Origin of the sequence: Arsukibacterium tuosuense (assembly GCF_900215315.1) — a bacterium.
GTDB lineage: Bacteria > Pseudomonadota > Gammaproteobacteria > Enterobacterales > Alteromonadaceae > Alishewanella > Alishewanella tuosuense.
Map to the genome: position 1 here is coordinate 22,829 of NZ_OBEB01000003.1, position 17,163 is coordinate 39,991.

18 protein-coding genes are annotated in these 17,163 nt (G+C 46.1%); 3 read left to right on the forward strand and 15 right to left on the reverse strand.

The window, feature by feature from the left end; translation table 11 throughout:
• Positions 1-5 precede the first annotated feature (5 nt).
• Entirely contained in the window at positions 6-296 is a 291-nt protein-coding gene (locus CRO03_RS07010; RefSeq protein WP_097110931.1) for a hypothetical protein, read from the reverse strand.
• A gap of 148 nt (positions 297-444) precedes the next feature.
• Here CRO03_RS07010 and CRO03_RS07015 point away from each other — a divergent pair, with 148 nt between their 5' ends.
• From CRO03_RS07015 to CRO03_RS07025, 3 genes are all read left to right on the forward strand, one after another.
• Positions 445-669 carry a DUF2061 domain-containing protein gene (locus CRO03_RS07015; protein WP_097110932.1) on the forward strand — a complete coding sequence of 75 codons (225 nt, stop codon included), beginning with the start codon at positions 445-447 and terminating at the stop codon, positions 667-669.
• 94 nt (positions 670-763) lie between these two features.
• Positions 764-1,597 carry a CvfB family protein gene (locus CRO03_RS07020; RefSeq protein ID WP_097110933.1) on the forward strand — a complete coding sequence of 278 codons (834 nt, stop codon included), beginning with the start codon at positions 764-766 and terminating at the stop codon, positions 1,595-1,597.
• Between the two features lie 19 nt (positions 1,598-1,616).
• Positions 1,617-2,639: a DUF5924 family protein gene (locus tag CRO03_RS07025; protein ID WP_097110934.1), complete on the forward strand. Its 1,023-nt coding sequence runs from the start codon at positions 1,617-1,619 to the stop codon at positions 2,637-2,639.
• Positions 2,640-2,740: 101 nt separating this feature from the next.
• Here CRO03_RS07025 and CRO03_RS07030 read toward each other — a convergent pair whose 3' ends face one another.
• From CRO03_RS07030 to bamC, 14 genes are all read right to left on the reverse strand, one after another.
• Positions 2,741-2,932 carry a CsbD family protein gene (locus CRO03_RS07030; RefSeq protein WP_097110935.1) on the reverse strand — a complete coding sequence of 64 codons (192 nt, stop codon included), beginning with the start codon at positions 2,930-2,932 and terminating at the stop codon, positions 2,741-2,743.
• A 248-nt stretch (positions 2,933-3,180) separates the two neighbouring features.
• Positions 3,181-4,425, reverse strand: a complete 1,245-nt coding sequence (locus CRO03_RS07035) for an SAM-dependent methyltransferase (RefSeq protein ID WP_097110936.1) — start codon at positions 4,423-4,425, stop codon at positions 3,181-3,183.
• Positions 4,426-4,427: 2 nt separating this feature from the next.
• On the reverse strand, positions 4,428-5,180 hold the full coding sequence (locus tag CRO03_RS07040) for a DUF1365 domain-containing protein (protein WP_097110937.1): 753 nt from the start codon (positions 5,178-5,180) through the stop codon (positions 4,428-4,430).
• On the reverse strand, positions 5,180-6,436 hold the full coding sequence (locus CRO03_RS07045; RefSeq protein WP_097110938.1) for an NAD(P)/FAD-dependent oxidoreductase: 1,257 nt from the start codon (positions 6,434-6,436) through the stop codon (positions 5,180-5,182). Before CRO03_RS07045 ends, CRO03_RS07040 begins: the two co-directional genes overlap by 1 nt.
• 14 nt (positions 6,437-6,450) lie before the next feature.
• On the reverse strand, positions 6,451-6,891 hold the full coding sequence (locus tag CRO03_RS07050) for a nuclear transport factor 2 family protein (protein WP_097110939.1): 441 nt from the start codon (positions 6,889-6,891) through the stop codon (positions 6,451-6,453).
• Positions 6,884-8,332, reverse strand: a complete 1,449-nt coding sequence (gene phrB / locus CRO03_RS07055; protein ID WP_097110940.1) for a deoxyribodipyrimidine photo-lyase — start codon at positions 8,330-8,332, stop codon at positions 6,884-6,886. The genes CRO03_RS07050 and phrB overlap by 8 nt, the downstream gene beginning before the upstream one ends.
• Position 8,333: 1 nt before the next feature.
• Positions 8,334-9,275, reverse strand: a complete 942-nt coding sequence (locus CRO03_RS07060; protein WP_097110941.1) for a YbgA family protein — start codon at positions 9,273-9,275, stop codon at positions 8,334-8,336.
• 294 nt (positions 9,276-9,569) lie between these two features.
• On the reverse strand, positions 9,570-9,866 hold the full coding sequence (gene ihfA / locus CRO03_RS07065; RefSeq protein ID WP_097110942.1) for an integration host factor subunit alpha: 297 nt from the start codon (positions 9,864-9,866) through the stop codon (positions 9,570-9,572).
• Positions 9,867-9,868: 2 nt separating this feature from the next.
• A complete protein-coding gene (gene pheT / locus CRO03_RS07070; RefSeq protein ID WP_097110943.1) occupies positions 9,869-12,256 on the reverse strand; it encodes a phenylalanine--tRNA ligase subunit beta in 2,388 nt (795 codons plus the stop codon).
• 16 nt (positions 12,257-12,272) lie between these two features.
• Positions 12,273-13,253 carry a phenylalanine--tRNA ligase subunit alpha gene (gene pheS, locus CRO03_RS07075; protein ID WP_097110944.1) on the reverse strand — a complete coding sequence of 327 codons (981 nt, stop codon included), beginning with the start codon at positions 13,251-13,253 and terminating at the stop codon, positions 12,273-12,275.
• A gap of 119 nt (positions 13,254-13,372) precedes the next feature.
• Positions 13,373-14,068 carry a DnaA regulatory inactivator Hda gene (hda, locus tag CRO03_RS07080; protein ID WP_097110945.1) on the reverse strand — a complete coding sequence of 232 codons (696 nt, stop codon included), beginning with the start codon at positions 14,066-14,068 and terminating at the stop codon, positions 13,373-13,375.
• Positions 14,069-15,190 (reverse strand): DUF2066 domain-containing protein, encoded by a 1,122-nt coding sequence (locus tag CRO03_RS07085; protein ID WP_097110946.1) that lies wholly within the window; start codon positions 15,188-15,190, stop codon positions 14,069-14,071.
• An 83-nt stretch (positions 15,191-15,273) separates the two neighbouring features.
• Positions 15,274-15,993 carry a phosphoribosylaminoimidazolesuccinocarboxamide synthase gene (gene purC / locus CRO03_RS07090; RefSeq protein ID WP_212682391.1) on the reverse strand — a complete coding sequence of 240 codons (720 nt, stop codon included), beginning with the start codon at positions 15,991-15,993 and terminating at the stop codon, positions 15,274-15,276.
• A gap of 83 nt (positions 15,994-16,076) precedes the next feature.
• Complete coding sequence (bamC, locus tag CRO03_RS07095; protein ID WP_245861517.1) at positions 16,077-17,141, reverse strand: outer membrane protein assembly factor BamC; 1,065 nt, start codon at positions 17,139-17,141, stop codon at positions 16,077-16,079.
• Positions 17,142-17,163: the final 22 nt, after the last annotated feature.

The following is a 17,163-nucleotide window of genomic DNA, read 5'->3' on the forward strand; positions in this document are numbered from 1 at the left end:
ACTGTCTATTGCAGGGTTTTAGACGCTTTTATCTTCGGCCTCTTCCCTGCAAGCTCTAACTCTGCCAGATGAAACAAATTAGTAAATACAATTGGCGGGGCCGGCTCACTGAAGCGTTCCACATAAGCTATCTGCGCATCTTTAACCATCTGCTGACACAATTGGTCATACTGGCTGTAACCATCGTAAGAGTACGGCTCATTTAATTCAGCTAAACCCGTCTCACGCTGTTTACGCATAAACCAGTTTAATAAGAATTCGTATTGTTTTATGTCTAACCATTGTCGACAGTCCATCGGCTTTCCTATATTTACTGCGATAACCTGGTTGAACCGTTTCAACCGATCTCATCATCTATATTCCAGATTAAGTTAAACAGTATTATTTGCTTTATATACTAATGTGAATCGTTATTATCTAACAACATCATTAGGAGTCTGCAACATGATTAAAACAATTACTTTCGCGCTAATGCACTTCACTATCGCTTTTGGAGTCACTTACGCAATAACCGGCGATCTGGTTCTCGGTGGCCTGGTCGCGGTAATAGAGCCCGCCGCCAACACAGTCGCGTATTTTTTTCACGAAAAAATTTGGCAGCGGTTACAGCAAGATAGACCCGTCAGACATTCAGTGCCAAAACGTAGCCGCACGTTAGTGCAATTATAGCTGCATTCCATGCAGCAGCTGACCTAAATAAGCTCTGCAGCAAGCTGCAAAAGCAGTTACAATACGCCATTAGCAAGATGAACCTGGATAAACAATGATTGCACTGGGCACCCTCAATACCTTAACCGTGAAAAAGCAGGTTAAATTTGGTTTTTACCTTGACGGATTAAGTTGGGGAGAAATACTGTTGCCCAATAATGTGGCACCAGCCGGATTGGAAATTGGTCAGGAACTGCCGGTTTTTCTTTATCTCGACTCTGAAGATCAGCTTATTGCCACCACTGAGAAACCGGCAATTATGGTCGGTCAGGTTGCAATGTTGCCTGTGGTAGCAGTGACCAAAGTTGGTGCATTTTTAAACTGGGGTCTGAAGAAAGATTTACTGGTACCTTTTAGTGAACAACAAATTCCACTAAAGGAAGGACAGAAATATCTGGTTTACTGTTATGTTGACCTCAGTACCCGGATTGTCGCTTCCACTAAGTTAGACCGACATCTGCACAAAACGGAGCCACACTACAACCCAGGAGATAAGGTCGATATTATTGTCAGCGAACAAACCGATATTGGTTATAAAGCGGTAGTAAACCAGCAGCATTGGGGTGTACTTTACAAAAATGAAGTTTTCAAGCCACTTCGGCGCGGAGACAAACACACTGCGTACATTGTTAAAGTCAGGGAAGATGGCAAAATAGACTTGCGATTAACTGCGACAACCTATAAGCAGGCGCTGGAGTTGACAGAACAGGTCCTGAACAAATTGAAACAAAATGGCGGCAAACTCGCATTAACCGATAAAAGTTCACCAGAACTTATCTACGAAACATTCGGTGTGAGCAAAAAAGCTTATAAACAAGCCATTGGTACGCTTTATAAAAATAAAAAAATCGTAATATTAGATGCCGGCATCATGTTAGTTGGCAGCTAAACTTCCTTTGACAGACAGAATGGCAAAAATACAGCCCGCGATAAACTGGCTGCTCGATGTGTTTCAACGCCATTCAGGGCTGATGGCAGTGTTGGCTTTTGTCTCTGGGATTGCCAGTTATGTTCTTGTCGATCGTAAAGAATCCATTGCCCAGTTTATCGCGGCTTTTATGTTGGCCAGCTGGGTGTTATTGGTTGCCGACAATTGGCTCAGAACAAGTTTAGAGCGCAGTTTTGGCTGGAATATATCTCCGATAGTGATTCGGTTTCTAACCCAGTTAGTGCATCAGGAAAGTTTATTTTTTGCTTTACCTTTTTTTCTGGCAGTAACCAGTTGGGATCACGGTCAGGCAGTATTCACCAGTTTACTGCTGTTGTGTGCATTGGTGTCTATTATCGACCCGCTCTACTATAAATACCTGGCCACTCGTTACGCACTTTTTGTTGCATTTCACACCCTGGCATTATTTGTGGTAATGCTGGTGGTTCTGCCATTGCTTTTGCAGCTAACAACCCAGCAAAGCCTGATTGCAGCAATTGTCGCCGCGATGCTTTTTAGCTTACCCAGTATGGTACGGGTATTACCACCAGGGCGCTGGTGGCGGCTGCCTATGTTGATTGGGATGCTCTGCCTGATGGCATTTACCCTATGGCAATTGCGAAGTTGGGTTCCCCCTGCCGGCATAAGGCTAACCGATATTGCAATCTCTTATCAGGTTGATGAAGAGCAGCGACGTGCCGGGGCTAACATCGAGCACCTTGACGTAGCAGATTTACAAAATGGACTATATGCCTGGACCGCGGTGCGGGCGCCAAGGGGACTTAGAGAACAAATTCATCATGTCTGGTTGCTGAATGGCAAGGAAGTTGACCGGATTGTGCTGGATATTCGCGGTGGCCGGGAGGCCGGCTACCGGGCCTGGAGCCATAAACTGGTGTTTCCGCCTTACCCTGCCGGCAACTGGCAGGTTCAGGTGGTAACTGAGTCCGGCCGTTTGGTAGGACTGACCCGTTTTACCGTGACAAAAAACAATCAAACCTGATGAAAATAGCGTCATGCGAACGCTTGATTGACGTTACAGCTCGGTTGAGTTTAGATAAGCTGTCGGCAATAAAAAAGGGCCTGACGGCCCTTTTCAAATAATTAATCTTTAAGACGATTAAATTCCTGCTCTGCCTGGTCACGGCTCATGCCATAACGCTCCTGCATCTTACCGCAGAACTTTTCGAAACTGCCATCAACCTGTTGGATATCATCGTCAGTCAGCTTGCCCCATTTCTCTTTCACAGAGCCTGTTATCTGACGCCATTTGCCTTCTGCAATATCACTATTCATAATTATTCTCCGTTGAATTATCGAACAAAAGCTTTGCCGCAGTCGTTGTAGTAACACAGATACTGCGCCAACCACATTATAAATAAAGCAATGCCCGTACCAACTTAGAAAGAAAAATTAAGCGCTTGATTTAACTAAACTAAAACATATACACTTGATTTAATGTTAATTCAACATTAAAAATTAAGCACAATTTACCGGCCTGTCTGAAAAAAATGCAGGTTAAGGTATCGGCGTTATAATGCTAACTAACATACGCTACGATTATCCGGCTTCGACAGGACCATATGCACTGCACTGGTCGCGCGCTCCATAAAGCCACCTTCGCAATAACATAAATAAAAATGCCACAGGCGGATGAAGTTATCGTCATAACCTAATTGATGCACAGCATCCCGCTGATGCATAAAATTATCACACCATAACTTCAGGGTCTTAGCGTAATCAAAACCAATATCCTGAACCTGACGGATCACCAAATCAGTTTTACGACTTACTGCGCTGGCCATCCGACTGATAGACGGTAAGCACCCTCCCGGGAAAACATAACGCTTAATAAAATCAACTTCCCGCACATATTGCTGATAACGTTGGTCGACAATGGTGATAGCCTGTAACACCATTAAGCCATCGGGTTTCAGCAAACTGGCACACTTCTGAAAATATTCATCCAGATAATTATCGCCGACAGCTTCAATCATCTCGATAGAGACTAGTTTATCGAACTGACCGCTTAGATCACGATAGTCTTCAAACAACAATGTTATCTGATCCTGCAGACCTAAGGCTTCAACCTTCGCCTTTGCAAATGCCAGCTGCTCGGCTGAGATCGTGGTTGTTGTTACCTTACAGCCATAATTCTGAGCAGCGTAAATTGCCATGCCTCCCCAACCTGTGCCAATTTCAACCAGATGATCATCTGGCTTGAGCTGCAGTTTGTCACAGATTTGCTTTAGTTTGTGCTGCTGTGCAGAGGCCAAATCTGCCGTCTCAGATGGGAAAACAGCACTGGAGTACATCATACTGTCATCCAGAAACAGCTGATACATCTCGTTGCCGAGATCATAGTGAGCAGCAATGTTCTTTTTAGCCTGCACTTTAGAATTACTGTTACGCCAATTCAGGGCTTTCAAAAATGGCCTGCTCAATCTCGACCAGGTAGAATCCATTTTATCCAAAAGGGGCAGGTTACGGCCAAAAATTCGTACCAGGGCGGTCAGGTTGTCACAGCGCCAGTACCCTTCGATATAGGCTTCACCGCCCCCAACTGAACCGGCAAGCACCAGTTTCTGGTAGAAGCCGGGATCTAGCACGGTTAATGTGACTTTTAAGTCACTGCCCGCTTCTCCCAGCTGAAATCTTTGGTCTCCTTCAATCAGGGTTATATCTCCCTGTTTAAGTTGCCCCAAAAAAGTCAGGGTAAATTTCCGGCACAGCCGGTCAAACCAACCCAAATTTGCAAACACCGCCTGATCGGTAAGCGATAAACTCATAACTACTGTTCCCTGGATTTTGGATGTTGATGCAGCGGCACACCCTTTAAATAAAGTTTTAATGCCTGCCAGTATATGCGCCACATTACCTGTACGTTTTGCCATGGATGGCGGATCAGGATCCGCTGCCGGTTAGCTTTACTCAGTTCGAAGCGCTTTAACTTAATCCAGGCACTGAACACGGCCTGCTGCTGCTTAAGATTCGTTATACTGCAGTACAGTTCATTTGCTGGTTCAGGTATCTGCCAACGATATTGCATATCAATAGGGTTGAATGGCGACACGTGAAAGGCTTTATCGTGCTGATAGAAGCCTGGTTGGGTAGTATCTGTATCAATGGTCTGTAAGTAGTAATGGCGCTCATTCCAGGGGGTATTACTGACTTCAGCCAGCAAATAGCAAAATACCCCATTTTGGTCATAACAGTAATAAAGGGTAATGGGGCTGAAGTAATAACCCCAGTTGGCCAGCGGTGTCAGTAAACAAACCCGGGAAATCTGCTTGGCACCACCTAACTGTTGCACTTTATCCTGCACAGCCAGCAACAACACCTCATTACCCGCCAGATAGTCCCGGCGCCGATAACTAAGGGCCCCAAACCCTTCATGTTTAATCCCAACCTGCGATAAACTTGCCGGCGTCAATACGTCACAGTCAAGCCAGTAAGCATTAAAGGAATAGTTAAAACCATGCACCTTTGGCACAAAACGTTTGTGACCAACTTCACCACAATATACTGCATGTCCGGCTTGCATTAATAATTGATCCCAAACATGGCCGCAATATCAACTGCACTTCTGGCGCCATCTTCATGAAAACCGTTATACCAGTATGCGCCGCAGAAATAACTATGATTCTGACCGTTGATAACATTGCGCTGCAACTGAGCCGTCATGGTCATCATATTATAAACCGGATGAGCATATTGATATGTTCCAAGAATTTTATCGCTGGCAATAGCAGCAGTATTATTCAACGTAACACAAAACGTAACGGGAGCATCCAGTCGCTGCAAGATATTCATGTTGTAAGTTAAGGTTGCACGGCTGCGCTCTGTTGCATCCAAATTGTAATTCCATGACGCCCAGGCAGCACGACGTTTCGGCAACAAGCTGGTATCAGTATGCAAAACCACTTCGTTCTGCTGATAAGCGATAGCACCTAATATTGATTGCTCCTCTGTCGTTGCGTTGTCAGCCAACAATGCCAGGGCCTGATCACTGTGACAGGCAAATATGACTTTATCAAATTGCTCACAATCTCCGTTGGCAAAATTTATAGTAACTCCCTGCTCATCACGGACGACAGATGAGATATTTTGCGACAATCTCAGGTTAGCTGTACCCAATCTGCTTAACAGCGCGTCGATATATCGCTTCGATCCACCCTTTATAACAGCCCATTGCGGCCGATCTGTAATATTAAGCAGGCCATGATTATTGAAAAAACGCAGGAAAAAACGTACCGGAAACGACGGCATCTCGGTTAAACCAGCAGACCAGATAGCGGCCCCCATCGGCATTAAATAATTGTCCCGCATACCAGTACCAAACTTATACTTTTGCAGGAACTCCCCCAGTTTTAAGTCCAGATCCGGGTGCTCTTGTGCAACTAATTGCTTGCCTAGTTTATTAAAACGGACAATATCCCGTAACATTCGCCAGAAGGAAGGCCGCAACAAGTTACGTTTCTGAGCAAAAAGACTGGCAAAAGTATTACCGTTATATTCAAGGTTCTGGTGTGAATTTTTGACTGAAAAACTCATCTCTGTATCCAGTTTGTCCACAGCTAAATCAGCTATAAATTTATTGAATACAGGATAAGTCCAGTCGTTAAATACGATAAAACCGGTGTCAATTGCATACGTAGTGCCTGCGACATTAACATCAACAGTGGCAGTGTGGCCACCCAGGTAATCATTTGCTTCAAAAAGAGTTACATCATGTTCCTGCTGTAATAAATACCAGCTGAGCATTCCGGATATGCCCCCGCCAATTACTGCTATACGCATTCACGATTCCTTAATCAGGCTTTTGCCATTCTGTGTTTTACATGAGTTGTCGCCCAACCGAGTATGGGTAAATGCTGGTAAACCAACTCGGTCAGATCATAAAAATCCCGGTGATAATAGATGCGCTGGCCACGCCAACGCAGCTCTGTACAGCCGTGGACCTCAATTGATTTTCCCTTGCCAATTGCCGGATGTGACAACGTCATAATCCAGCTGATAAAACTTAGCTGCTCAGCGTCTGTCTGGCTTACCGGCTCAAATTTACAATATGTCAGTCGCTGATAGGCATGAGAAAAATAGGCAGTCAGATTCGGCCGGCCAGTTATCTGGTGTACCGGGTCCACAAAGGTAACGTCTTCCGTATAAATATCTGCCAGCCGGTCTAAGCCATCATGCGACAATGCATTATAGAACTGCAGAAACCTTGCTAATTTATTTTCAGCACTTTCATTCATCTGACTTTTTAACCTCTGTAAATAGCGCAAGGGTGATTTTACGGGCTTCATTGTGGTCAACTATTGCCGGCCAGTAATTAGAGGGTGTTGATTTTTTATGTGGCCAGTGGATTTCTTTATTATCTGATTGTGCCAGCTCAGGCATAAACTGTCGGATAAACTTACCTTGTGGGTCAAAACGTTCACTTTGTGTGACTGGATTGAATATCCGGAAATACGGTGCGGCATCAGTACCGGTTGACGCGGCCCACTGCCAGCCACCATTATTTGCTGCAAACTCACCGTCTATTAACTTCGACATAAAATATTGCTCGCCCCAGCGCCAGTCAATCTGTAAATCTTTAACTAAAAAACTTGCGGTGATCATTCTGAGCCGATTGTGCATCCACCCCGTCTGATTCAACTGGCGCATGGCCGCATCAACTATCGGGTAACCGGTTTTACCTTCACACCAGGCTTCAAATAACTTTTTGTTGTTACGCCAACGGATGGCAGCAGTATCAGCCTGAAATGGCTTGTGTTTAATTAACGCCGGATAAGCAACCAGAATATGCTTATAGAACTCACGCCATATCAGCTCAGACAACCAGACACTGGCGCCACTTTTCTCCTGCTCCAACGCAGGCCTGGCTTCCATTTGTAAGCGGTTAACGCATTGATGTGCAGACAAAACACCGCACGCAAGATAAGCTGATAAACCCGACGTGCCTTTAACAGCGGGAAAGTCACGATCGTTGTTATAATCTGCAACGTGTTGCTGACAGAATTCGCGCATAATCTCCAGCACCTGTTGCTCGGCCACTGGCCACTTTACAGAACTGTCATCGCCATCAATCATTGCCGGAAAGCTAAGGTGCCCTGCCAGATCGTGAACATTAAATAGCATTGTGCTCTTTGCTTTTGGAAAACAACGAACCTCCTGCTCATGTAACCTGGCTAACCAGTTACGTTTAAAAGGGGTAAAGACTTTGTAGGTGTCCCCGTTCTGAGTAAGAATACTGCCAGGTGGCATAATACACAGCCGGTCATACCAATTTACTGTAACCCCTGCATCTTGTAGTTGCTGACTTATAATTTTGTCGCGATGTTGCTCGCGTAGTTCATATTCAGTCTGGCCATACAACGCTATCATGCCAGCGTCTGTTAACTGCCTGAATATGTTCATGCAATCTTCATAGTTTCCGGCTTCTAATGCCAGCAGTGCTATGTTTTGATCGTTAAGCTCTTTCTGCATCTGCGCAACCCTGCGCCGGATAAAGTCTTGTTTCAGCGGTGCCATATGATGCTGCTGCCAGGTTTCGGGTGTAGCAATAAACAATGCTATCACCGCACTTTCAGGCTCGGCATGTGCGGCTGCGGCTGCATTATAAAGCGCTGCATTATCGTATGACCGCAAGTCATTCCGCAGCCAAACGACGTGAAATGATGTTTTTTTTGCCATATCAGGCTCGCAATCCTAATTGTTCCGGATAAGGACTCAAATACCGTTGCGCTGCAACATATTGATTTGGATACTGACGTAGATAATGTGCTAACAGAGTCAGTGGAGACATAAGCGGTAAGTAGCCCTGGCGGTAGCGATGAATTAAATCAGTCAGCTCATGTTTTTCAGCCTGACTTAAAGATTTTTTCAAAAAGCCCTGCAAATGCTGCAACACATTTGCATGCTGCTTTCTGCTGGCAATATTTTTCAGCGCCTGCATCAAGTCTGTCAGGTAACGTAACGATAACTCTGCGGCGTCAAATAGTTTTGCACTGGCAACCAGACGGCCCAGTTCCCTATAAGCTACCGGGCTGTGTGCCATAACCAAAAACTTATAGCGGCTATGAAAATTTACCAGCTTGGCTGTGCTGAAACCGTCCAGCATCTGCTGTTGGTAATCATAACAAGCATATATCCGGGTGATGAAGTTCTCACGAAGTGCAGGGTCAAGTAACCTGCCATCCTCTTCAACCGGTAACCAGGGAAAATGATGCATAAGTTGGCGGGTGAAAATACCCACACCAATTTTGCCCAGTTGCTGACCAGCATCGTCATATAACCTGACCCGCTCCATGCCGCAACTAGGCGACTTGGCACACACTACGTAGCCACTTAGACTTGCAAGCCCGGGAAGCAATTTTTCAGTATAAGCTAGCATCTGTGAAGTATGGTCAACGGCAGGATCCCTGCTTTGCACCAGTCTGATATTATGTTGCTCGTCGCGCTGCAACCTTATAGCCGGTCTCGGAACGCCAAGACCAATAGCTTGCTCAGGACATACTGCAACAAATTGCACCAGCGGTTTTAATTGTTGCAGACAAAAAGTCGATGCTTTGTGACCACCATCGAACCGCACTGGCTCGCCTAATACACAGGCACTGATGCCAATTTTGATTGTCATACGCCGCAAGCTCTGAACATGTAATACTTTACCCTGAATTCTTGTTGAAACACGATGATTTATCTACAACGGTAGTGAACCCTTTTCTTTACAGGTGAAGCCAGTCTGCGGATCAGTTTATTGCTGAAAATTTACTACTAAAAATGCGCAAAAAAAAACGACAATTACCAGCGTGGTAACTATCGTTTTTTTAATGCTTTTGAATATTCAGGCTGCCAATACCCAAAACCATAGCAACAGTGACAATGTCAATTAACCGCTAACATTAACATTAGCAATGGCTGTTGACGATAATCAGGTTTTACTGGTGCCGGTTTCAACCCGGGATTTTAACTTCTGACCCGGCCGGAACGTTACCACACAGCGGGCAGAAATCGGTATATCCTCCCCGGTTTTGGGGTTTCGACCGGGTCGTTCATTTTTAACCCGTAAGTCAAAGTTACCAAAGCCAGATAACTTTACTTGTTCACCCGCTTCCAGCGCGGTACGAATTTCTTCAAAAAAAGCTTCTACTATTAATTTAGCATCACGTTTGCTAACGCCAAACTTGGTAAACAACCGTTCTGCTAGATCAGCTTTGGTAAGCGCCATTCTTAATCCCTCAACGTTGCGTCGAATTCGTCTTTAAGCACGTTAACCACTTGATTTACAACTACTTGGATATCTTTATCCTCAAGGGTACGTGTTTTATCCTGCAAGGTCAGCGCAATAGCAAGTGACTTATAACCGTCTGCCACACCCTGTCCGGTATATACGTCAAACAATTTTAGGTCAACCAATTGATTTACGCCAACTTTTTTTATACTAGCAGCAATATCAGCAAAACGCACATCCGATTTAACTACGACCGCCAGATCACGACGGTTGGCCGGATATTTTGATAAATCTTCAGCTTCAACAATAGCACGCTGTCCAAGCGCCGCCAGTTCCAGCTCAAATAAATACGCTTTACCTTTAATACCCAGTTTCCGCTCTGCTTCCGGATGCAGTGCCCCAAGGTAACCAACTACCTTACCAGCACGGATAACCTGAGTGGTCTGCCCGGGATGCAATGCACTGTGCTCAGCCTGGCTATAAGCAAACTCTGCTGGTACAGAGGTAACACTGAGTAACGCCTCAACATCACCTTTTACATCATAAAAATCAGCTGCCCGCTCAGCTATTGCCCAATGTTCGTTACTTAACGAGCCAACAACCAGACCGCCAATCACTTCAACCTGGCGTACCCCACCCTCTGCTGATGCGTCCGGAATAAACTTGAGACCATATTCAAAAAAACGCAGCCGTGTCTGTTGCCGGTTCTGGTTATGCTGCGCAGCCTGAATTAAACCGGGCCATAAATTAAGCCGCATCGCCGACATATCTGCCGAAATCGGATTGGGTAGAATCATTGCCTGCTGGCCCGGAAACAAAATTTGCTGCACTTTAGGGTCAACAAAGCTATAAGTAATAGCTTCCTGATAACCACGGTCGACTAACAGCTCACGCATCCGCTGCACACTTAACGCAGCTTCGCTGAACTTGCGCATACTCAATGCCGCTTGCGGTGCAACGTTCGGTATGTTGTTGTAACCGTAAACCCTGGCGATTTCCTCAATCAGATCTTCACTGATCTGAATATCAAACCGGTAACCTGGTACCGTTACAGCCCAGCCATCAACGGTGTCAGTAACGGTTAATCCCAGGCGGGTCAATATGTCAGTGACTTCCGCTTTAGCGATTGGATGGCCTAACAGACGTAATAGCTTAGCTTCAGATAAACGGATTTCAGCTTGCTTTGGTAAGTGCTCCGGTGCGACGGCTTCTACTACTGGTCCGGCTTTACCACCCACGATTTGCAGCAATAATGCGGTAGCACGCTCGATGGCAGTGCGTTGTAGTTCAGGGTCAACACCCCGTTCATAGCGGTGTGATGCGTCAGTATGCAGTCCGTACTGGCGGGCTTTACCGGCAATGGCCAGCGGTGAGAAGAAAGCACTTTCCAGAAAGATATGTTTGGTTTTGCCAGTAACGCCGCTTTGCATGCCACCAAAGATACCGGCCATTGCCAGTGCTTTTTCACTATCGGCAATTAGCAGGGTATTCGCTTTTAACTCAACTTCAGTTTCATCCAGTAAGACCAACTTTTCGCCATCACGAGCAAAACGAACATCGATATCACCTGTAAGTTCATCTAAATCGAACGCATGCATCGGATGACCTAACTCCAATAGCACGTAATTAGTTACATCTACCACAGGGTCAATACTGCGCACACCACTGCGACGCAATTTTTCGGTTAACCACAATGGGCTGCTCTGGCTAAGATCGACATCTTTAATAACCCGCCCTAAATAACGAGGACAGGCCTCTGCGGCTGACAGTTTAATTGCCTTTTGGTCGCTAACCGTTGGCTCTACTGCTGTCATTTCTGGCTGACATACTGACAGTTTATTTAACACCCCAACTTCGCGGGCCAGGCCTTTAATACCCAGGCAGTCAGCCCGGTTTGGTGTTAAATCGACTTCTATTGTATGGTCATCCAGTTCCAGATATTGCCGGATATCAATACCTACCGGTGCATCAGCCGGCAATTCCATGATGCCGTCAGAATCATCTGCCATACCCAGTTCAGAGAATGAGCACAACATACCATTTGATGACTGACCGCGCAGCTTGGCTTTTTTAATGACAAAATCACCAGGTAGCACAGCACCCACTTTTGCCACCGCTACTTTTAAACCCAGGCAGCAGTTCTTTGCGCCACAGACAATATCCAGTAATTCCGGCTGACCTACATTGACCTGAGTCACCTGTAATTTATCGGCATCGGGATGAGGGCCACAGGCCACAACTTCACCCACTACCACGCCGGTAAATACGCCAGCAACAGGCTCAATACCATCGACTTCCAGACCAGCCATCGACAACTGTTCAGATAAGGTTGCAGTATCAATCGCCGGATTAACCCACTGCCGTAACCATGCTTCACTAAATTTCATACCTGGAATACTCCGCTTATCTGAACTGCTTTAAAAAGCGTAAATCGTTTTCGAAAAAGGATCTGAGATCGGTCACGCCGTAGCGCAACATAGTCAGCCGCTCCACACCCATACCAAAAGCAAAGCCACTGTATACCTCAGGATCAATCCCGACTGAGCGCAGCACGTTGGGATGCACCATGCCACAGCCCAGTACTTCCAACCATTTACCGTTTTTACCCATCACATCGACTTCTGCCGATGGTTCAGTAAAAGGAAAAAATGACGGTCGGAACCGCACCTGCAAGTCCTCCTCAAAGAAATTCTGCAAAAAGTCATGCAAAATGCCTTTGAGCTCAGTGAAACTGACATTTTTATCAACCATTAACCCTTCTACCTGATGAAACATCGGAGTATGGGTCTGATCGTAGTCGTTGCGATATACGCGCCCAGGCGAAATAATCCGCAGTGGCGGTTGTTGTTGCTCCATCGTCCGGATTTGAACACCTGAGGTCTGGGTACGCAGCATCAGCTTAGGGTTAAAATAAAAGGTATCATGATCAGCCCGCGCCGGGTGATGCTCTGGAATATTTAACGCATCAAAATTATGAAAATCATCTTCAATTTCCGGACCGTGTTTAACTGCAAAGCCTAATTCAGTAAAAAAGCTCTCAATCCGGGCAATGGTCCGGGTAACCGGATGCAGGCCACCATCGTCCAGTTTGCGACCTGGTAAGGTCACATCAATCTGCTCCTGCGCCAGCTTGGCGGCCAGTTGCGTCTGTTGCAGTTGATCCCGCTTCTGATTTAGCGCGTCCTGTACCTGCTGTTTAAGTTCATTGATTTGCTGGCCGGCAATTTTACGCTGTTCAGGATCCATCGCCCCTAATGATTTCAGCAGTTCCGTTATACTGCCTTTTTTACCCATAAAGGTTACGCGAACCTCGTCCAGTGCCGCTATGTCTGGTGCAGCAGCAACAGCTTGCAGTGCATTGTCTAATATTGCAGTCAGATTCATCTTTGTCCTCAAAGCAGCCAAGATAGTCAGTCAGATTAAAACCGCTAATGATACACCAAAACAGCAATCAGATCGCAGTGCCAAACCGGCTTTTTTCAGTAAAAATAACGCTTAAGCCGCTAAAGAAGAATAGATTTAATAAAAGGAATGGTTAACTTACGTTGATGGACAATCGAAGCTTTATCGAGCTGATCTAATATTGATACCAGGGAACGAATGTCTCGCTCATAGCGGTTTAGCAAAAAACGGGCAACATCATCCCCCAGCTCCATGCCACGTTGATGGGCTTTTTGTTGTATTAGCTTCTGCTTGTCTTCATCTGTTAATAATCGTAGCTGCAAACTCTGGCAGGCATGCAGCCTGGACACAAGATCAGCTAAGGTAAAACCCAACCGGGCGGGCGTCTGATTAGCAACAATAACTAAGGCTTTACCCTGTTCAACCATCCGGTTATACAAATCAAACACCGCAATCTGCCAACTGAGATCATCCGCTATTGCCTGAATATTATCCAGACATACGACATCCAGTTGTTCCAGGTCATCAAGCAAACGCGGGCTTAGCTGCTGATAATCCTGCAACGCCAGCAACTGGCTGGTTAAACCATGTTCCTGCGCATAAATACACGACGCGTAAAGCAAATGCGACTTGCCACTGCCACTGGCGCCAAACAAATACAATGGTGGCTGACCGGCAGGACTCTGCAGATAGCGCTTTACCACACTTACAGCTTCAGTTTGACCTGCAGCATAAAAGCTATCAAGCGTTTCATCTTCTGGTAGCGTTACCGCCAGGGTATATTGCAGTGGTTGCATCTAGCGTCTGATAAACATATATCTGACGTCGGCCGGGGATTCCGGACTCAGCTCAACAGCAGGTTCAAATCGTTCATCAATTGCTGTAACAGTTCTGTTACCACTAGTGTCATCTGACAAGGTTAATGCCGGTTCCCATCGCAAAATCCGGGTAAGCTGTGCAAGTTCTATTTGCAAATCAACTGCGAAGCGCGCTTCATTCTCCGAAAATTCACTAAGTGTCACTGCGGCCACACCCAGTACACGGTTTAATAACCTTTCTACCGCTACTACATCAGCCAGACTTTGCAGATTCTCAACCGCCAGCTGATAAGTACTGTGTTCCGAGTTCAGTAGCACAGCCTGCTCCGCAGCCAACTCGCGGGTTAAAGCCGCACTGAACGCGCTAATCAGCGCGGTATTGTCGGCAGCAGTAACTTCATTTCGGATAATTCGGCTCTGATTAGTACCCGAAACCGGGCTTTGTCGCTGCCAACTCAGCCGAAGCTGGCTGGTTCCATCCTGACTCACTTCATCAAATGCCAGCGTCATGATCATATCGGGCCGGTAGCGCTGACTTGCTTGCTTAATGGGTTGCCAGAAGCCCGCCCAGACATCTGTTTCCGACAGTAGCATTAAATCGTCGATATCATACAAAGGTAATGTTACCGGAATACCATTTTCACTCAGACTCTGCAGCAACAGCTTCACTAACTCATTGTCTGGCTGTCGCAAAAAAAACCGTTCAGACCCTTGTTGCTGAACTACCCAGAGCAATATTTCAGGTCGATGGGAGCCCCAGATAGCAATGCCCTGCTGTTGCAATAAGACGTTAATCAGGCTGGCATCAAGCAACACTTTTAAACGATTCGAACCATTCTGGCGGAAAGACTCAAATTGCTTTACATATTTACCGGCACTAGCAAGCTCACTGGTAATATCCGGGTAGTCCGAAAGCTCAGAAATACCCGTTAAGCGGGTAATAACCTGAGCAAGCGCATTGCTCTGCCACTGACGTTGGTTTTGTTCAGCACTAACATCAGCAACGTATAAATTATCAACCTCGATAGCTGCCACAAGATTACTGAACAAAATAAGTAAGGTGGCCAGCAACAGCTTAAAGGGTTGCATTTGTGGCACCATCTGAACTCCTCATTTATCTGTGTCGCGCATTAAGGCTGGTATATAACGCAACAAAGCCACCTTGCGGTGGCTTTAATACGGACTTAATCTAAATTTACGCCAAGTCGGTTGGCCACTTCTTCGTACGCCTCAACGACGCCACCAAGTCCCTGCCGGAACCGATCTTTATCCAGCTTTTTGCGGGTTGCCTTATCCCACAACCGGCAACCGTCTGGTGAAAACTCATCTCCCAGCACCACCTGGCCATTAAACAGCCCAAATTCTAACTTAAAATCTACCAGCAACATACCGGCATCATCAAACAGTGTCTGTAATACGTCGTTGGCTTTAAACGTTAAACGTTTCATTTCCGCCAACTGTTCAGCAGTAGCCCAACCAAACGATTCTGCTAACGATTCATTTACCATAGGATCATGTAAGGCGTCGTTTTTCAAAAATAACTCAAATGTCGCCGGGCTCAGTTCAATCCCTTCGGCGACACCCAGCCGGCGTACCAATGAACCGGCAGCATAGTTTCGTACGACACACTCTACCGGAATCATTGTCAGCTTTTTCACCAGCACTTCATCATCCGCCAGCAACGCTTCAACCTGGGTAGGAATGCCAGCCTGCTCCAGCTTTTGCATAATAAAGTAATTAAACTTATTGTTTATCATACCTTTGCGATCAAGCTGCTCTATACGTTCACCGTCGAACGCAGAGGTATCATTGCGAAAGTGAAGGATAAGTAAGTTTGCATCAGTCGTGTTATATACTGTTTTGGCCTTACCGCGGTACAATTCTGTCGTTTTTTGAACCATTATTCACTCCGATCGCCTGGCGAAAAAATCAGGCGAAAGTATAAAGATCTTTATGCTGTTGGCAACTGACTTTTTCTTTGTTCAGTTTAAAGTTCCACTTTAGCCGCTTTTATTGCCGCAACAAAGGGGTCATATGCGGCAACAACCGTATCAGCAGCTAACGGTTTACCTTCTTTAGTTAACAGCGTTATCACGGTGCCAGCTGCAGCGCGCTGCAATACAATCTGGTAATCACTTTCTGCAATGGGTAAGACCGGCGGCGGTTCCTGACCCATCAGGGTTGACCACATGCCACGACTCGGTTTGCTGTAGCTCACATAGTACGTGAAAGCTGAACGATTAATATCGTTAACAGTAAAATTAAGTTGTTCAAACACGGGTTCTAACTGGGACCAGGTGACATCTATTGATTGCTGAGTAATAAAAGCCGGGTCGCCAGCACTATTCAAACCAGGCTCAAGACCCACTTCTGGCACCCGATCACGGTTCGCGATCGCAGTCTCGATTTCAGCTACGGCTACCTGATTAATTAAGCCATTTAATAACGCCACCTCATTATCGCGGACAGTCGCTTTGCTCAACTGAGCTTGCTTGTCAAAATACCGATGCTCCAGCAACGTAACCTTAACCGTCGCCGTTCTTCCATGCGGCCGTGGTTCAATATTAATAGCGTACCTGGCTTCATCTACTTGCTGTTCATCTTGCCAAAACCAAAAACCTTCTGTGCGATAACCTTTGATCCAGCCTGTCTCAAAATTCAGCTTATCACTGTCGGTGGCGTTGATGTCGATATTTTCAGCCGCAAAGTAATTACTGATTTGTGCCTTTAAAAACGGGATTAAATCACCCGTCAGGTCGTTCCGTTCAAACATCACTCTGGCCAGCTTTTCGGCCTCATCAGTGATCCGGCTGCTAGAGGCAGTTGCCAACACCAATACTGGTGACTTATCGGCTACGTCTCCGACCACGCCGTCGCTTTGTGGAATATCATACTTACCTGGCTGACGAGGCGTGGCCAGTTCGGCTGGAATGTCCAGCTTCACTTGCTGACGTTGCGCACGGCTGTCGGGCTCATCCTTAAATACCGAACAACCGCTCAATAAAACAGTTGCCAGCGACAATGTGATACAACTCTTTTTCCAATAATGCACCTATACTACTCCTGAGAAGGTC